The sequence below is a fragment of the Kitasatospora sp. NPDC001664 genome (genome assembly GCF_053596675.1).
In genome coordinates this window covers 1-17157 of the sequence record NZ_JBSFGS010000012.1, presented here as the reverse complement: position 1 = coordinate 17157, position 17157 = coordinate 1, and the positions used below count along the sequence as shown (strand labels likewise).

Here is a 17157-nt window from a genome sequence, read left to right as displayed (position 1 = left end):
AGGTGCTGAGGGTGTGGTGGTGCTGAGGGGTGTGGTGGCGCTCAGGGTGTGTCGGTGCTGAGGGCCGGTCAGAAGAGCGGGTCGGCCCAGCCGCTGGCCAGCAGGGCGGTGAGCGCGAGCACGGCGGTGACCGCGAGCGCCTCGGGGCGCCCGAAGCTCTCCGCGCCGGCCTCCGTGGGGGCCCGCTTCGGCCCGCGCACCTGGTCCTCGCCGCGCAGCAGCGCCCAGAGCGCGGTGAGCACCGGCACGGTGGTGTACGCGGTGAGCACCAGCAGCCCGGCCAGCGCCCAGTACGGCTGCCAGCCGTGCAGCAGGACGGCCCGCACCAGGCCGACGACGCCGGCGGCCAGGCAGAACGAGAGCCAGAGCACCCCGATCCGGCCGACGGTGCGGCCGAGCGCGGAGCGGCCGGCGATGGCGCCGGTGGGCACCCAGTCGGCACTGCGGCTGCGCAGCGCGTGGCCGAGCGCGATCACGTGGCAGAAGCCGCTGAGGAGTTGGACCCGGGTGACCTCGAACCGCCAGCGGGTGCGGGAGGCGGCGGGCAGCAGGGCGAGCGAGACCCAGAGCGGCGGCAGGAAGGGCAGCACCTGCCAGGGCTCGATCCGCTCGGGGGCGAAGAAGAGCAGCAGCAGGGCGGGCAGCGGCACGGCGAAGACGTTCACGGCGCTGCTGAGGTAGCCGAGGATGCCGTTCCAGAAGCAGATCCGGGCGGAGCGGGACAGCGGGCCGCGGTGGAAGTCGGGGTCGCGCAGCAGGGCGAGCGAGCCGAGGCACCAGCGGTACTGCTGGCTGATGAACGCGGACAGGCCGGTGGGCGAGAGGCCCTTGGCGAGCAGGGTGGGCACGTAGCGGGTGCGGTAGCCGTGCCGGGCCAGCGCGAGACCGGTGTAGAGGTCCTCGCTGTGGTCCGACTCGAAGAATCCGCCCGCGAGTTCGAGTGCGTGGCGCCGGTACAGCGCGTTGGTGCCGCAGCAGACGGTGCCGTCCTGGGCGTCCCGGGAGGGCTGGATCCAGCGGTAGAAGATCTCCTGGGTCGCTCCGGCCCCGCGCTCCAGCCAGCTCATCGAGGCGTCGGTGTCGAAGCACTGCGGGCTCTGCACGATGCCGGTCTCGGGCTGGTCGAAGTAGGGCACCAGGTGGTCCAGGAAGTCCTCGCGCGGGCAGAAGTCCGCGTCCAGCACCGCCACCAGGTCGGAACTACCCGCCGCCAGACCGAAGTTGAGGTTTCCGGCCTTCTTGAACCGGCCCCGGTCGGGTCGGCTGTGGTAGCGGAAACCGTACTCCTCGGCGAGGGCTCGGACGGCCGGGTCGTCGGCGTCGTCGAGCACCCGGACGGTCAACTCGCCGTCCCAGCGCACCCGGGAGACGTGCCGGTAGGCGTTCTCCAGGACGGTGAGGGGTTCGCCGCAGGTGGGCAGCAGCAGGTCGACGCTGGGGATCCGCTCGGGGCGCCAGGCCCGGAGCAGCAGTTGGTGGCTGTCCAGCGAGTGGCGGCGCTGGCGCTGGCCGTCACCGAGGCCGAGCAGCCAGGTGGCGCCGTTCAGCACCACCAGTACCAGGAAGGGCCAGAGCAGCGGGTGGCTCAGGGCGAACAGGCCGAGGGTGACGGTGGCTCCGGCATAGGAGAGCGCGGAGCAGAGCAGCACCCAGCGGCGCTGCGGGCCGAAGTACCAGTAGAGCTCCCGGTCGTCGGGCGGCTCCGGCAGGGCCGGAGCGGGCGATCCCGGCGAACCGGGCGTCGCGGACGGAGTGATCTGGCGTGCGGGCATGCGGAAGAAAGCCCCCCCCGGGCTCGAACGGACGGAACCGTACGCCCGTCAGTCTCCCACATTGGTCTGGACCAATCGTGAACAGGGTATGAATCACGCCAGGCAGTAAGGTTCCTGACGCTCCATCAACCCCTTCGCCCTCGCGCCCCAGCCTCAGAGCGCCTTCGTCAGCCGCTCGAACCGCAGGTCCTCACGGAGCGGAACGCCGAACCGCTCGTCCCCGTACGGGAACGGCGAGAACTCGCCGGTGCGGCGGAACCCGCGCCGCTCGTACCAGGCGATCAGGTCCGCCCGCTGCTCGATCACCGTCATCTCCAGCTCGCGCGCACCCCACTCGGCCCCGGCCACCCGCTCCGCCTCGGCCAGCACCTGCCGCCCGACCCCGCCGCCCTGGAGCTCCGGACGGACCGAGAACATGCCGAAGTACGCACGGTCACCCCGGTGTTCGAGCTGGCAGCAGGCCAGCAGCTCGCCGTCCCGCTCCGCCAGCAGCAGCCGGCTGCCCGGCGCCTCGATCACCGCGGCCACGCCCTCGGCGTCCGTCCGCTGACCCTCCAGCAGGTCCGCCTCGGTGGTCCAGCCGGCCCGGCTGCTGTCACCGCGGTAGGCCGACTCGACCAGCGCCACCAGCGCCGGAACGTCGGCGGGCCCGGCCGGACGGAAGGTCAGTTCGGAGGTCTCGGAGGTCATCGTCGGTACTCGCTTTCCGCTTCCCGGGCCGACCGCCGGCCCGCCCCTGCATCGTGCCACAGCGCCGCGCCATGTCGGCTTCCACCACCATCTGGGCGCCGATGGTGTGGTCTACGCGCCATGGCGCCGCTGTCCCGTGCATGACTACTCTCGTCCGCGCCCGGCGAGCCCCCTCGCTCGCCCGTCTCCCAGGAGTGCCCATGCCCCACCGTGCACCCGTACTCCGCACCCCCGCCGGCTCCCTGCTGCGCGCCGCCCTCGCGGCCGCCACCACCGGCGCCCTCCTCCTCGGCACGGCCACCCTCGCGCAGGCCGCCCCCTCCCCCTCCCACCCCTCCCACCCCGAGCGCGACTTCGCCGGCTCCACCGTGGCCGCCCACGAGGGCAGATCGGCCGCCGCCCCGCTCGCCTCCCTGGCCGTCACCCAGACCCTCGGCAACGACGTCTCCAGCTGGCAGGGGAACGTCAACTGGTCCACCGCCAAGGCCAACGGCGCCCGCTTCTCCTACGTCAAGGCCACCGAGGGCACCAGCTACACCAACCCGTACTTCGCCCAGCAGTACAACGGCTCCTACAACGCCGGCCTGATCCGCGGCGCCTACCACTTCGCCCTGCCGAACAACTCCAGCGGCGCCACCCAGGCCACCTGGTTCGTCAACCACGGCGGTGGCTGGTCGGCCGACGGCAAGACCCTCCCGCCCGCCCTCGACATCGAGTACAACCCCTACGGCGCCACCTGCTACGGCCTCTCCCAGAGCGCCATGGTCAGCTGGATCCGCTCCTTCTCCGACACCGTCCGCTCCCGCACCGGCCGCTACCCCGCCATCTACACCACCACCAACTGGTGGCAGCAGTGCACCGGCAACAACGCCTCCTTCGCCACCACCAACCCCCTCTGGCTCGCCCGCTACGCCTCCACCCCGGGCACCCTCCCGGCCGGCTGGACCTACCAGACCATCTGGCAGTTCGCCGACTCCGGCCCCCTCCCCGGCGACCAGAACTACTTCAACGGCGCCTACGACCGCCTCCAAGCCCTCGCCAAGGGCTGACCCCCCACCCCGGCCCGGGAGGCACCCCCGCCTCCCGGGCCGGCTCCGCTCAAGCCCTACCAGCCGAACTGCGGCTGCCCGACGATCCGCGCACCGACCTTGGACGCCAACCACGTCGCCCGCTCATGCCCGTCGGCCCGGTCCGAGTTCGCCTTCGCCAAGGCCTTCGAGAGCCACTACGGATCACCACCGGGCACCCACCGGAAGCGGGCCACGACACCGGTGGGCGGACCGCGCGCCGCCGGCTGACCGGCCCCTCGCCTCAGGCCTCGTCGAGCACGGCCCGCAGCATCTTCCGTACCACCCCGGCGAGTTCGGCGCGATCCGGCGCCGGGCGGGTGCGGGCGGTGGCTCCGGCGAGGCGGTCGTAGAGCAGGCCGTCAGTCCAGGAGACCATCAGGTCGGCCGCCGACTCCGGGTGGACGGCGCCCAGCGCACGGAGCAGCACCACTGCCCGGGCCCTCGCCGCACTGCCCGCCTGTTCCAACTCGGCCCGCAGCTCCGGTCGGCGGGCAGCCTCCAGGCTGAGTTCGAAGCGGACCAGCTGCCGCTCGCGGGCACCCGTCAGCCAGTGGTGCAGCAGCGCGGCCAGCCCCTCGGCCACCGCGTCCACATCCGAAACTCCGCCCAACTCGCTTCCCCCGGAATCGAGTTCGGCGAGGTCCAGCTCGGCCAGCCGCCGGTAGCAGGCGCCGATCAGCGCCTCCCGGGTGCGGAAGTAGTACGAGGTACTGCCCGCCGACAGCCCGGCTTCGAGGTCCACCGCGCGGTGGGTCAGCCCGCGCAGGCCGAGCGAGGCGACGGTGGCGATGGCGGCGTCGGCGATCAGGGTCCGGCGATCGGGGGTGGACATGTGAACACTCTACAGCTGTAGAGTGTCCACCCAGAAGCCTCTACACCTGTAGAGGCCGGGAGGAGGCACCCGACATGACGGATCGTCACGCCCTGATCGCGGGAGCGGGCATCGGAGGACTCACCGCGGCGGTGGCACTGCACCGGCGCGGCTGGCGGGTCACGGTCTGCGAACGGGCCACCGCCGTCTCCGCCGTCGGCGCCGGGATCGTGCTCGCCCCGAACGCCCTGCGCGCCCTCGCCACCCTCGACCTCGGCCCCGCCATGGCCACCGGACAGCCCCTCTCCGGCACCGCCGGGCTCCGCCGCCCGGACGGTCGCTGGCTCACCCGCTCCGACACCGGCTCCCTCACCGAGCGGTACGGGCTGCCCGCCCGCGCCGTCCACCGCGGCTTCCTGGTCGAGACCCTCACGTCGGCCCTCCCCTCCGACGCCATCCGCACCGGCACCGCGGCCACCGGCACCACCCAGGACGGGGACACCCCCGTCCTCCACACCACCACCGGCGACCTGCGCGCCGACGTGGTGATCGCCGCCGACGGCATCCGCAGCGCGCTGCGCCGGCAGCTCTTCCCCGCCCACCCCGGCCCCCGCCACGCGGGGGAAGCGGGCTGGCGCGCCGTCGTCCCCGGCGACGGTCTCGACATCCGCCAGGCGTCCGAGACCTGGGGCCGCGGCGAACGCTTCGGCATCGTCCCGCTCGCCGACGGCCGGATCTACCTCTACGCCACCGCCAGGAGCCGGCCCGGCACACGCCCCACCGACCACCGCGCCGAACTGCTCCGGCGCTTCGGCGCCTGGCACGACCCGATTCCGACCCTGCTCGAACGCCTCGGCCGGATCGACCCGGCCGCCGTCCTCCACCACGACCTCGACGAACTCGCCGTCCCACTACCGCAGTTCCACCACGGCCGGGTGGCCCTGCTCGGCGACGCTGCCCACGCCATGACGCCCAACCTCGGCCAGGGCGGCTGCCAGGCGATCGAGGACGCCGTCGTCCTGGCCCACCTGCTCGACACCACCCCCGACACCCCTCGCGCCCTCGCCGCCTACTCCACCGCCCGACTCGACCGCACCACCGCCATCAGCCGCCGCTCCCGCCGGGCCGGGCAGCTCGCCGCGCTCACCAACCCCCTGGCCACGGCCCTCCGCGACCTCGCCCTCCGCACCGCTCCCCCGTCGCTCGCGCTCCGCGCGATGGACGAGCTCTACGCCTGGCAGCCCCCGACCGCCTGACCACCCGTCCGATCGCGGGCGCGCCCGGCCGCACTCCCACCCGGGCGCGGTGCCCCCGTAGGCCCGCCGGGCACACCGGAGACCCTCCCTCGTGCGGAGCAACCATCGTGACGTCCCGTCACACCCCGCTCCGTCGAGGCCTCAGCGGGCTCGGACCGCCAGGAGCACGCCGCCGACCGGCGCAGTGATCGCCTGGCTGCCGCGCTCGATGCGCCTCGCATGCCTGCGACGTGCGTGATCACTCGTCGTCGGTGTCCTCCAGCTCCTCCCGCCACGCGGCGAGCTCGTTTCGGGTGTAGAGGGTGTCGGGGTGGTCGGGCCCCAGCACCCTGAGCTGATCGGCGAGCAGTTCCTCGTACGCCGTCACGGCCCCCTCCACATCCCCGGCCCGTCCCCGCCACATAGCCAGGCCATCTCGGCTGTCAAGGGTGTCGGGATGATCGGGGCCAAGCACCCTGAGCTGATCGGCGCGCAGTTCTTCGAACGCGGCTGCGGCCCCTGCCGCATCCCCGGCCCATCCCCGCCAGAAGGCCAGGACGTTTCGGGTGTCGAGGGTGTCGGGGTGGTCGGGACCAAGCACCCTGAGCTGATCGGCGAGCAGTTCCTCGTACGCCGTCACGGCCCCTGCCGCATCCCCGTCCTGTGCCCGCCAGAAGAGGAAGATGCCACGGGTATTGAGGGTGTCGGGGTGGTCGGGACCCAGCACCCTGAGCTGATCGGCGAGCAGTTCCCCGTACGCGGCCACAGCCCCTGCCACATCCCGTGCCTGTGCCCTTCCGGTGGCGAGGTTGAGCAGGGCAATGCGGGTGTAGGGGTGGTCCGGGCCGTGCACCCGAAGCTGGTCGGCGAGCAGTTCCTCATGTGCAGCCACAGCCCCCACCACATCCCCGGCAGCCCCCCGCGACAACGCGAGGCTGCCACGGGTATTGAGGGTGTCGGGGTGGTCGGGACCAAGCACCCTGAGCTGGTCAGCGAGCAGTTCCTCGTACGCGGCCACAGCCCCCACCAAATCCCGTGCCTGCCACTGCCAGTAGGCCAGGTCGCTCCGAGCGTCGAAGGTATCGGGGTGGTCGGGGCCGAGATGGTTGGTGGCGGATTCGACCAGGTGCTGGAAGTGGTCGCGAGCGGCGGCGGCCTGACCGCTGAAACCGAGGCTGTTTCCGGCCTTGGACAGCACCGGGTGGGCGACCGGCCGGTGCAGGAGGTCGAGGGCGTGGCCGCTGAGGGCGGTGGTGTTGGCCCGTAGGGCCTGGGCCAGTGCGATGTCGGTCTCGATGTCGGGCCAGACGGCGAGCAGGGCGTCAGCTGCTGCGCTGGCGTGGGGGATCGGGTCGAGGGTGTCGCGGACGGCGCGTTGGAGGAGCTGGTGGACCCGCACGGCTTGGTGAGGGGTCTCGGGGTCGTGGGTGATGAGGCCCAGCCGGTGCAGCACCCGCAGGGCCGCGACGGCATCGGCTTCCGTGACGGCGGAGACGGGCTCGGTAGCCGTGGTGGCGGCGGTACTTCGCATGAGGCGGGCCCACCAGCGGCGCGACCGCTTCGGGGCGGGGAGGGCGCGGGTGGGCGCGAGGTGGGCACGGGCGGGGGTACCGGTGAGGACGGTCTCAGGGATGCCATTGGCATCAAGGAACGCGGCAAGCCCCAGCATCGGGGCCGCCAGCCCCACAGGGTGCAGGGCGTCGGCGCGCTCGATGGACAGGGCCCAGGCGGCGGAGACGGCGTGGGTCTGGTCGTCGGGCAGCACCGCCAGGGCGGTGTCGGCCAGGGGGCGGGTGCGGTCGGCGAGCAGGGCCCGGTAGTCGGTGACGGAGATGCCGGCGTCGATCAGGTAGGCGGCGGCCTGCGACAGCGCGAGCGGCAGGTGCCCGAGGTCCGCCGCCAGGGCGCGCAGTTCGCCTTCGGGTTCGTGCCGGTCGCGGGCGGCGAGGGCCTCGGTCAGGTAGGCGAGGGCCTCGTCGGCGGTGAAGACGCCGACCTCGACCAGGCGCCGCCCGCCACCCGACAGTGCGGCGTCCCTCCGACGGGTCGTCACCAGGGTCCGGCCGTGCGGGCTCTGCGGCGGCCACCCGCCCCGCAGGTCGTCCGGATCGCCGACGTCGTCGAGCACGACGAGCCAACGGCACGGCCGCTCCTCGGCCTTGGGTTCCAGCCACGCCAGGAACGCCTCCGCCGCACCCTCCCGCTCCGCACCGAGCACCTCGGTGCCGGCCTGCGCGAATCCGGCCGCGACCGCCTCGGCGCTGGCCGCGGTGATCCACACCAACACGTCCAGCTCACCGCCGCTCCAGGCCGAGCGGGCGTAGTCCGCGGCCAGCTGCGTCTTGCCGACACCACCCAACCCGGTCAGCACACCACCCGCCCGCACCCCGCCGGCCGGACCGACCACCGCGGTCCCGCCGCCCTCCAACACCCCGGCCAGCCGCACCGCCTCCGCCCGCTCCTGGAACGAGCCCGCCCGCAGCGGGATCCGGCCGACCTGATGCGGCCACCTCGCCGGCATGGGCGGGGCCGCGTGGACGACGTAGTTGGTGTGGACCGTCACCGGTGCGTGAATGTCGCCCGCCGCCACCGAGGCGTGGCCGCTCGCGACGACCGAGGGATCACCCCCGCCCTCATCGACGTCCCTCACGAAGGCCTCTCCCCACCCGCTGACAGCACCGCCTCGGACGGTACCCACCGCACCACCCCGGGGCCGACCGAACGACCAACCCGTTACACACACGCCGCCGCCCACGCGACGCCCCGAGTCAGTACACGATTGGAGCATCACCCTGGTCCGGCCGGCGTCCAGGGCGTGGAAGGTGACCATCCCGGCGGCGTCGGTGCCGTGGGACGGCTGCCAGGGCGATCCGTTCGCCCGGGATCAGTTCGGTGACCGTCGCCTCGGTCGGCAGGCTGCGACACTGCCCTGACGTAGGCTCAGCGCAGCGGCGCCGCACCGGAGCAGAGCCGCCGCCCGGTCCCCAGGTCGAAGGTGTCGGACACCATGAGGGCCCCCGTCCCGACCAGCACCACCCCCGCCACCAGGGCGACCACCGCGAGGACGCCGTACCTGGCCCGGCCAGCCAGCCGCAGGGCGAGCGGCACCAGCACGGCGAGCAGCCCGAACCCGAGCACCCCCCAAGCCCCCACCCGCATACCGGAGTTGGCGGGCAGGTCCAGGCAGCTCGCCAGCACCGCCCGGTGCCGCTCCTCGTACGCCACCTCGAACCACCACGCGCAGAGCGCACCGAGCACCGCCGCCACCACGGCGAACACACCGGCCCCCGACGGAGCCCGACGGGCCGTCATCAGTACCAGCTCGGGGAGACTCGGACCACCCGCACGCGCTGCTCGCCCTCGGACTTCTCGGTGGCGGGCAGGCGGCCCTCCAGGCTGACGTTCTGCCGGGAGGTGGTGTGCTGGGTGTACTTGACGTCGCCGTCGGGGGTGACGGCGGTGACCACGGCTGCGTGGTGGGTGTTGCCCTTCTCGATGTGCTCGTTGTCGCCGGCCTGCTCGTAGAAGATCAGGTCACCGGGCATGGCCTCCGAGACCGGGACCTCGTGACCGCCGTTCTGCAGCATGAAGTTCTGCAGGTTCTCGGCGGCGCCCCAGCTCTTGGAGTAGTCCATCCGCTCGTCCCACCACCCGGAGTCGGCGTCGTCGTCGCGCCCCCAGCTGTCGTCGGACCAGCCCGGGCCCCAGCCGCTGTCCGGCTTCTCCCGCAGGCCGCCCTGCCTGAGCGACTCGGAGGCGAAGTTGGTGCAGTTGTTGTCGAGCTTGTCGATCGAGGTGTCGTCCCAGTGCTCCAGCGCCCACTGCACCTGCTTGACCCGGTCGTACTTGCCGTCCCGCCCCCGCAGGTCGAGCTTCACGCTCTCCGGGATGCCGTCCAGGTTGGCGATCCGCACCGGTTCGGCGCGCATCAGCTCGCGCTGCTCCTGGACCGAGAGCCCGGCCCACCAGTCCCGGACGACCTGCGGGTCGCGGCCGTCGGGGATGGCGGCCGAGAGGATGTTCATCTGGGTGTGCGAGGCGGCGGTCTGGGCCTCGTCCAGCGCCTTGGCCGGGTCGGACTCGTAGGTCATGCCCATCAGCGCGCGCAGCTCCGGCTCGGCGAGCGCATCGGCCTCGCGGGCCTGGCGCAGCGCCTCCTTGATGAGGTCGGAGACGTCGTTGAGGTCGGTGAGCTTCTGGCTGGTGACGCCGTCGCCCTGGGTGGAGGCGTTGCCGTTCTCGTCCACCGTGATGCCGTGGGCGTCGGCGAGTTCGAGGGCGTGGTGCAGGGTGCGCCGGGCGTACTCCATCGACGAGGCGAGCCCGTCCAGCACCATGGTGATGCCGCGCATGACGTCGGCGCCGGCCTCCAGCCGGTCGGCGACGTCCTTCAGATCGCCGGCGGCCTCCCGGCCGACGGCGTCCGTCCAGTTCTCCTCCAGCGGGCGGGAGCCGTTGGCCCGGATGTCCTCGGCCGCCTGCAGCGCGTGCTTGGAGAGCGAGAGCCAGTCCTCGGCGGCGGCCTGCCACAGGCTCGGATGGGCGTTCTTGAGGTCCGAGAAGGTGATCATGCCGCTCACGCCCGTCCGAGCTCGGTCATCGCGGCCCGCATCCGGGCCTCCGCCTCGGCGTCGGCGGCGTCGTAGCCGTCGGCCGAGCTGTGCAGCTGCTCCGAGAGCCGCTGCAGACGGTCGGCTAGCACCACCATGTGACGCTCCCAGTCCGCGGCGCACTCCCGCAGCGTGGCCGCCGAGGACCAGCCGGGGTCCGCGGAGCCCGCGGTCTCGCTGGAGTCCAGCGCACCGGAGAGCCGGCTCCTGGTCTGCCCGCTCAACTCCCCCATGCTCGTCCCCGCCCTGCGCACCCCGTCAGTGGAGATGCCTATGTCCTGCATCCGGACCCCCGTCCGTTCCCCGTCTCGACACCGGTCGTAGCCGGAGCCACCCTAGCGGGGCCGTCCGACGGTGCGTCAGGAGCCCTGGGTGTCCTGCTCCACGGTGGTCTTGAAGGACTGGAGGCAGCGCTGGGCGTCGTGGGCGGTGAAGCCGAGCCAGTCGGTGACGCTGTCCAGGACGCCGTGCGGGGTGTGGTCGAGTTGGAGCATCACCCTGGTCCGGCCGGCGTCCAGGGCGTGGAAGGTGACCACCCCGGCGGCGTCGGTGCCGTGGGACGGCTGCCAGGCGATCCGTTCGCCGGGGATCAGTTCGGTGACCGTCGCCTCGGACTCCCGCTGCTCGCCGTTGACCTCGGTGACCCACTGCAGGGCCGAGCCCGACAGCCGGACCGCCTCGACCCCGTGCAGGAAGCGCGGGTAGCCGGGGCTCGCCAGCCACCGTTCGTACGTGGCCGTCACCGGCGCTTCGACCTCCACCGACTCCGCTATGTGCGACACGGGACACTCCTCTGCGTTCGACAACGGTTCCGTCCGGCTCCGCCTGCCCCCGATCCGCCGGCCCACACCGACCCTGCCCCGAGAAGCCCGCCGCCGTCTCGGTCCGCAGACGCACCACCGCCTGACGGACCGTCGGCCGCTATCGTGCCGGGATGACCACCGCGCCCCAGTCGCCCCGGCCCACCGAACCGCCGCAGCCCGCCGTCCTCTCCCTCTCCGAGGTCTCGCTGCACCGCCCCACCTCCGGCCAGGAGGTCATCCTCGACCGGGTCGACTGGACCGTGCGGACCGGCCAGCACTGGGCACTGCTCGGCGCCAACGGGGCCGGCAAGACCACCCTGCTGAAGATCGTCGGCGCGGTCACCTTCCCCACCTCCGGCTCGGTCGAGGTGCTGGGCGAGCGCTTCGGCAAGGTCGACCTGCGCCAACTCCGGGCCCGGATCGGCCTGGTGTCGAGCGCTCAGAGCGTCCCGCAGGACACCACCGCGCACACCGTGGTGCTGACCGGGGCCACCGGCACGGTGCAGCCGGTCTGGCAGGCGTACGACGCGGCGACCCGCGAGCGGGCCCACCGGCTGCTGACCGAGCTCGGGCTGAAGGAGCTGGCCGAGCGCCGCTTCGGGGACTGCTCCAGCGGTCAGCGCGCCCGCGTCCTGATCAGCCGGGCCCTGATGGCCGACCCTTCCCTCCTGCTGCTCGACGAGCCGTTCAACGCCCTCGACCTGCCCTCCCGCGAGGACCTGATCGACGCGCTGCACCTGTTGGCGGACCGTCAGCCCGGCCTCACCACCATCACCGTCACCCACCACCTCGAGGAGCTCCCGCCGAACACCACCCACGCGCTGCTGCTCCGCGACGGCCGGGTGCTGGCCTCGGGCCCGGTCGCCACCACCCTGACCGCCGAGCACCTCAGCGCCTGCTTCGGCCGCCCGGTCCAGGTCACCCACGACGAGGGCCGCTGGTACGCCCGTTCGGGTCGCAGCGGCGGCTGACCCGAACGGATGGCTCCTGGTACACGGGTTCCCGCGCCGGGTACACGCGAGGAGGCCCGAACGGAGGCATCCATGTCCGTCCCCCGGCAACCGCACCCTCACCGGTGAGGCGCGCAGCGCGCCGGGCCGCCGCCGAACTGTGGGCGCGCGGCCGTGAGATCGAGCTGCTCCACCGGGCCATGGCCTTCGCCGCGCTCTGCTTCGTCACCCTCGTCCCCCTCCTCATCGTGATCGCCGCTGCCTCCCCCACCCAGGGCAGCGGCATCGCCGACTGGCTGATCGACGGCCTCGGCCTCTCCGGCCGCTCGGCCGACCGGGTGAGCGAGCTGTTCGCCTCGCCCCGCCAGGTGCTCAGCACCACCACCGCCCTCGGCCTGACCGCTCTGGCGGTCTTCGGCATCGGTCTGATGTCGGCGGTCCAGAACGCCTACGAACGCATCTGGGGCCTCCCGGCCGGCGCCTGGCACAACGTCTGGCGCCAGACCGTCGCGCTGGCCGGCCTGATCGGCTACATCCTGGCCGCGGCCTGGAGCGGCGTGCCCTGGCACGACACCGCCGCCCGGGCCGCGCTCCGCTGGTCCACCACCATCGTGGCGGGGGTCCTGCTCTTCTGGTGGCTGCAGCACTTCCTGCTCAACTCCCGGGTCCCCTGGCGCACCCTGTTCCCGGGTGCCCTGTGCACCGTGGTCGCCCTGACCGGTCTACGCGTCTTCTCCCGGCTGGTCTTCGCCCCGCTGGTGGTCGACAGCGCCATCTCCTACGGAGTGGTCGGCACCGTCCTGGTCGTCCAGTCCTGGCTGATCGGCGTCGGCTACACCGTCTACGGCGGCGCCCTGGCCGGCCGGACGCTGCACCACACCCGCCACCCGGACACCGACCTCGACACCACCCCCGACAGCGCCCCCGGCTGATCAGTAGGCGCGCGCCGAGGGCCCGAACAGCACCAGCGCCGCGTCGTCCTCGCGCGGCGCGCTGGCGTGCAGCTCCACTGCGGCCCGCAGGTCCGACAGGGCGTCAGCAAGGAGCGGTGCGTCCAGCAGGTGGGCGTGGTCGACGAGCGGGAAGAACCGCCCGGCGCGGTCGCGCGCCTCGACGATCCCGTCGGTGTAGAGCAGCACGCGGTCCCCGTCGGCCAACCGCAGGCGGCTCCGGCCGGGGCCCTCGCCGAGCAGGTCCCCCAGACCGAGCGGCAGGCCGGGCACCGTCGGCTCCACGAAGGCGGTGCGGCCGTCCACCGCCCGTACCAGGGGCGGGAGGTGACCGAAGTTCAGCACGCTCAGCACGCCGTCCTCGGTGTACTCGACGAGCACGAGCGTCACGAAGCGGTCCGAGTCGCGGCCCCGCCGCAGCGCGCGCTCCATCCGCTCACCGATCCGGTCCAGGCTCTCCACGTACGGGGCGGCCTCCCGGAACGCGCCGAGCACCCTGGTCGCGGTCCCGGCGGCCTCCAGCCCCTTGCCCTGGACGTCCCCGATCACCATCCGCACCCCGCCCGGCACGGCGGCCACGCCGTACAGGTCGCCGCCGATCGGCGTGGTGTGCCCGGCGCAGGTGCAGGAGGCGGCCACCGCCACCGGTCCGACGCTGGCCGGCACCGGCTCGAAGACCACCTGTCGGGCGACCCGCACCACCGGGGCCAGTGCGTCCAGCGCCCTGCGTGCCTCGTCCCGGGCCCGTTCGGTCCGGTGCCGCAGGACGGCCGCGTAGGCGGCCGCGGCCGTGACCCCGACGATGGTCGAGTAGGCGACCCAGGCCCGGAAGCTGTGCGCGGTGCCCGCGGACACGGCGACGACCAGACAGACGGACAGCGCCACCGCCCCCGTCCACACCACCCGCCTGACCCGCTCGTTGGCGGCGGCCACGGCGGGCGCGACGGAGTAGGCGGCCAGCAGGGTCAGCTCCTCGCCCACCAGGACGTCGGTGCCGACCACGACGGTCAGCACCGCGAAGGGATAGGCGGCCACCAGTCGGCGGCGCACGGTCGTGGTCACTGCTCTCACCTGCCTGTCGGGGGACGCTCCCCCCGGGCACGTGCCGCGAATCCTATCAAAACAGGCAAAGAGCAGGCAAAGGATGAATAAAGCAGAACTAACGGCTGAAACGGCGGAAGTCGGGGCACCTGCTCATACTGGGCCGCATGGAAGAGAAGACCACCACGTCCGAGCGCCCCTCGACCGTCACCGTGCGCGGCCGGTCCTTCCGGCTGCGGACCCTCGGGATCGTCCTCCTCGCGGCCCTGGCGATCTGGTTCATCGGCGTCAACACCGCCTCGGTCCGGATCAGGCTCTGGATCCCGACCGTCACCCTCCCGCTCTGGCTGGTGCTGGCGGCCACCCTGCTCGTCGGCGCCGCGATCGGCTGGATGGCCGCCCGGCGCCGCGCCAAGCGCTGACGCCGGGCCCACCCCGGTCGGAGCCCGGCCCGGCGCCGGCCTGAGGCCGCGTCACTTCGCGGGGTGCGCCATGGAGTCGATCGCGATCGCGGCGGCCACGATGGTGGCCTTGTCCACCGCGTCGGAGACGTCGAGGCCGTAGGTGTCCCGCATCCGGAACCACTTCTTCGAGACCTCGGCCACCTTGATGCCGTCCTGCTCGATCGTGTACTCGTGGTCGACGATGTTGCCCTGCACGGAGAGCTCGCCGCCGTCCTCCTGCTTGATCGTCCAACGCTCCCTCAGCGGACTGATCAGGGCCTTCTTCACCAAGGCGATCCGCTTCCCGTCCGCGTCCTCGATCTCCATCGAGTCCTTGATCCGCAGCGGCCGGCTCTGCACCTTCGCCACCCGCCGCCCGTCCGGCTCCTCGATCGCGTAGGTGTGGCGCAACCGCAGCGCCTTCCCGTTCACCTTGTAGGCGTGCTCCCCCGCCTCGTCGTCGATCCAGTAGTCGTCCCCGATCGAGAACATCTTCTGCTGCATCCGGTAGCGGGTGACGCCCTCCCCCGCGTCGAACGCGTGGTTGGCCTGGCGCCGGGCCCGACGGTCCTCGAACATCCCACGATCCTCTCCTCGGCGATCCGCTCCCTTCCTACCGCCGCCCCGAACGGCCCGCGCGCCTTGCGGGCATTCGAAGGACCCCTGGAGCGAACGCCGCCCGTACAGGGGTGGTGACCGCACCGACCTGTCAGGGCCATGCTGAACCTCCGCCCGCACGAACCCCGGAGGACACCACCATGCGCCGCCTGCTCCCGATCGCCCTCGCCACCGCCGCCACCCTCCTCTCCGCGCCCGCCCTCGCGGACACCGCCACCGCACCGGCCCGGGCCGGGGCCGGGGCCGCAGCCGGCGTCACACCCGTGATCCTCGTGCACGGCCGCAACGCCGGCCCCGGCGTCTGGGGCGCCGCGACCGCCGCGCTCGCCGCCCGCGGCGTCCCCGCCGACCGGATCTTCGCCTGGTCGTACGACACGTCCGCCTCCACCAACGAGGTGCTGGCCGGCCGGCTCGCCACCTACGTCGACCAGGTGCTCCGCGAGACCGGCGCGGCCAAGGTCGACCTGGTCGCACACAGCCTGGGCAGCCTGCCGACCCGTTGGTACGTCAAGTTCGGCGACGGCGGGCGCACCGTGCGGAACTGGGTCTCCCTGGGCGGCCCCAACCACGGCACCGGCCTCGCCTGGTTCTGCGCGCTCTGGGACCAGGGCTGCAAGGACATGACCCCGAACTCCTACGTCCTCGGCCACCTCAACGCCGCCCCCGAGACTCCCGGCCCGGTCCGTTACCGCACCTTCTGGTCCTCCTGCGACGAGCAGATCTCACCTCCCTCCAGCACCGAGCTCGCCGGCGCCGTCAACACCCGCACGGCCGCCTGCCTCAAGCACAACGACCTGCTGACCGACCCCACCGTCCTCGCCCAACTCGCCGCCTCGCTCACCGACTGACCCCTCATCAGGAGACACCGGAGAAACGATCGGGCCACTCCCAGCCATGGCAGCGGAGATGGAGGGAATCTGGCTGAAATTCACACTGGCTAATGACTTCCCGCTCTGCCAGTGTTGCCGCCGCACCGTCGAGCAACCCGACCGACTCGGCGATGGGCAGCCGGCGCGGGCAGGACTCCTCCCCGCCCGGAGCGGCCGCTGACGACCCGTCACGCACCGACCGCGCCGCCCACCGCCCCGGACACCTCATCCAGGGAAGAACACCATGGAACTCAGGAAGTTCGTGCTGGCAGCAGCACTCGGCACCACCGTGCTGACCACCGTCCCCGCACTGATCGCGCCGCAGGAGGCGGCCGCCAGCTGCTGGAGCCAGTACTACTCCGACTGCGAGCCCGACTACCCGACCGACCCCGGCGGCGGTGGGGACGACGGCGGGGGCGGCGACACCGGTGGCGGTGACGACGGCGGTGACGACGGCGGTGGTGACGACGGCGGCAGCGACACCGGCGGGGACACCGGCGGGGACTGGGGCGGCGGCGGGGACACCGGTGGCGGGGACTCCGGCACCGGGAACGACTGGGGTGACGGCGGCGGGGACTGGGGCAGCGACGGGGGCGCCGGCACCACCTGGGACCCGGGCCCCGACTTCACCGACCTCAGCACCGGGAACATCGGTGACTGGTTCTCACCGGAGATCCCGACGGTCGTGATCACGGCGCCCAGGCAGGAGTTCGACCGCTCCCTCTACCAGGGCAGTGGCGGGTCCGACTACCTCCGGACCGACGGCACCGGGGGCACCGGCGGCTCGGGCAGCGGCACGATGCCCGGCGCATGGATCATCGGCCGGGGCCAGACCTGGTTCGAACGGCAGAACTGCTACACCAACCCGAGCCAGGCCTCGACCAAGATCACCGATGGCATCAGCTACCAGGTGAACTACAAGGTCAGCGCGAACGTCACGGCCAAGGCCTCGGAGCTGCTCAGCGCCAACCTCGGCGCCGAGCTCAACAAGCAGCTCAACCGCACCCACACCCTGGAGATCACGCTCGGCCCGGGCCAGAGCTGGGCGCTCGACGTGCAGTACGAGACCGTGGCCTACCAGATCACCACGACGTGGCTCGGCGGCTACACCGTCGAGTACGTGAACGTCACCAAGCCGACCGGCCACGTGTCGTTCTCCTCCTGCCAGTGAACGACCGTTCCACCACGGCGGCGGGGGGGGGGGGGGGGGCCCCCCCGCCCCCGCCCCCACCGACCCACCCCCCCCCCCCCCCGCCCCCCCCCCCCCCCCCCCCCCCCCCCCCCCCCCCCCCCCC

General features: G+C 72.9%; 17 protein-coding genes. 7 read left to right on the top strand and 10 right to left on the bottom strand.

The features are described 5' to 3' along the window. Positions 1-68: 68 nt before the first annotated feature. The gene (locus tag ACWCYY_RS18065) at positions 69-1772 is read right to left on the bottom strand and encodes a glycosyltransferase family 2 protein (RefSeq protein WP_380150029.1); all 1704 of its coding nucleotides are present in this window, start codon (positions 1770-1772) and stop codon (positions 69-71) included. A 153-nt stretch (positions 1773-1925) separates the two neighbouring features. Continuing rightward, positions 1926-2462, bottom strand: a complete 537-nt coding sequence (locus ACWCYY_RS18060; RefSeq protein WP_380150030.1) for a GNAT family N-acetyltransferase — start codon at positions 2460-2462, stop codon at positions 1926-1928. Positions 2463-2662: 200 nt separating this feature from the next. On the opposite strand from ACWCYY_RS18060, the gene ACWCYY_RS18055 reads away from it, so the two are divergent. Next, positions 2663-3511: a lysozyme gene (locus tag ACWCYY_RS18055; RefSeq protein WP_449796568.1), complete on the top strand. Its 849-nt coding sequence runs from the start codon at positions 2663-2665 to the stop codon at positions 3509-3511. 262 nt (positions 3512-3773) lie between these two features. Here the strand turns inward: ACWCYY_RS18055 and ACWCYY_RS18050 are convergent, their stop codons facing one another. After that, positions 3774-4364, bottom strand: coding sequence for a TetR/AcrR family transcriptional regulator (locus ACWCYY_RS18050; protein WP_449796567.1), 591 nt, complete (start codon positions 4362-4364; stop codon positions 3774-3776). A gap of 74 nt (positions 4365-4438) precedes the next feature. Here ACWCYY_RS18050 and ACWCYY_RS18045 point away from each other — a divergent pair, with 74 nt between their 5' ends. Next, positions 4439-5599, top strand: coding sequence for an FAD-dependent monooxygenase (locus ACWCYY_RS18045; RefSeq protein ID WP_449796566.1), 1161 nt, complete (start codon positions 4439-4441; stop codon positions 5597-5599). A gap of 238 nt (positions 5600-5837) precedes the next feature. Here ACWCYY_RS18045 and fxsT read toward each other — a convergent pair whose 3' ends face one another. The 5 genes from fxsT to ACWCYY_RS18020 form a co-directional block, all read right to left on the bottom strand. Next, positions 5838-8228 carry an FxSxx-COOH system tetratricopeptide repeat protein gene (gene fxsT / locus ACWCYY_RS18040; RefSeq protein ID WP_449796565.1) on the bottom strand — a complete coding sequence of 797 codons (2391 nt, stop codon included), beginning with the start codon at positions 8226-8228 and terminating at the stop codon, positions 5838-5840. 290 nt (positions 8229-8518) lie between these two features. Next, positions 8519-8890 carry a hypothetical protein gene (locus tag ACWCYY_RS18035; protein ID WP_380150035.1) on the bottom strand — a complete coding sequence of 124 codons (372 nt, stop codon included), beginning with the start codon at positions 8888-8890 and terminating at the stop codon, positions 8519-8521. After that, positions 8890-10149, bottom strand: a complete 1260-nt coding sequence (locus ACWCYY_RS18030; RefSeq protein WP_449796564.1) for an amidase domain-containing protein — start codon at positions 10147-10149, stop codon at positions 8890-8892. The genes ACWCYY_RS18035 and ACWCYY_RS18030 overlap by 1 nt, the downstream gene beginning before the upstream one ends. 5 nt (positions 10150-10154) lie before the next feature. Then, entirely contained in the window at positions 10155-10472 is a 318-nt protein-coding gene (locus tag ACWCYY_RS18025) for a type VII secretion target (protein ID WP_380150037.1), read from the bottom strand. Between the two features lie 75 nt (positions 10473-10547). After that, positions 10548-10970 carry an SRPBCC family protein gene (locus ACWCYY_RS18020; protein ID WP_449796563.1) on the bottom strand — a complete coding sequence of 141 codons (423 nt, stop codon included), beginning with the start codon at positions 10968-10970 and terminating at the stop codon, positions 10548-10550. A gap of 152 nt (positions 10971-11122) precedes the next feature. Here ACWCYY_RS18020 and ACWCYY_RS18015 point away from each other — a divergent pair, with 152 nt between their 5' ends. Both ACWCYY_RS18015 and ACWCYY_RS18010 read left to right on the top strand, forming a co-directional pair. Beyond that, complete coding sequence (locus ACWCYY_RS18015; protein WP_449796562.1) at positions 11123-11962, top strand: ABC transporter ATP-binding protein; 840 nt, start codon at positions 11123-11125, stop codon at positions 11960-11962. Between the two features lie 104 nt (positions 11963-12066). Further along, on the top strand, positions 12067-12873 hold the full coding sequence (locus ACWCYY_RS18010) for a YhjD/YihY/BrkB family envelope integrity protein (protein WP_449796561.1): 807 nt from the start codon (positions 12067-12069) through the stop codon (positions 12871-12873). Here ACWCYY_RS18010 and ACWCYY_RS18005 read toward each other — a convergent pair whose 3' ends face one another. Beyond that, positions 12874-13953 carry a PP2C family protein-serine/threonine phosphatase gene (locus ACWCYY_RS18005; protein ID WP_449796560.1) on the bottom strand — a complete coding sequence of 360 codons (1080 nt, stop codon included), beginning with the start codon at positions 13951-13953 and terminating at the stop codon, positions 12874-12876. It lies immediately after the preceding gene. A 146-nt stretch (positions 13954-14099) separates the two neighbouring features. Here ACWCYY_RS18005 and ACWCYY_RS18000 point away from each other — a divergent pair, with 146 nt between their 5' ends. After that, the gene (locus ACWCYY_RS18000) at positions 14100-14354 is read left to right on the top strand and encodes a LapA family protein (RefSeq protein WP_449796559.1); all 255 of its coding nucleotides are present in this window, start codon (positions 14100-14102) and stop codon (positions 14352-14354) included. A 51-nt stretch (positions 14355-14405) separates the two neighbouring features. On the opposite strand, the gene ACWCYY_RS17995 is transcribed toward ACWCYY_RS18000, so the two are convergent. Beyond that, positions 14406-14954 carry an LURP-one-related/scramblase family protein gene (locus ACWCYY_RS17995; RefSeq protein ID WP_449796558.1) on the bottom strand — a complete coding sequence of 183 codons (549 nt, stop codon included), beginning with the start codon at positions 14952-14954 and terminating at the stop codon, positions 14406-14408. 179 nt (positions 14955-15133) lie between these two features. Between ACWCYY_RS17995 and ACWCYY_RS17990 the strand changes: the two genes are divergently transcribed. Together ACWCYY_RS17990 and ACWCYY_RS17985 are read left to right on the top strand one after the other, a co-directional pair. After that, positions 15134-15841: a lipase/acyltransferase domain-containing protein gene (locus tag ACWCYY_RS17990; protein WP_449796557.1), complete on the top strand. Its 708-nt coding sequence runs from the start codon at positions 15134-15136 to the stop codon at positions 15839-15841. A gap of 265 nt (positions 15842-16106) precedes the next feature. Further along, a complete protein-coding gene (locus tag ACWCYY_RS17985; RefSeq protein WP_449796556.1) occupies positions 16107-17033 on the top strand; it encodes a DUF6426 family protein in 927 nt (308 codons plus the stop codon). Positions 17034-17157 lie beyond the last annotated feature (124 nt).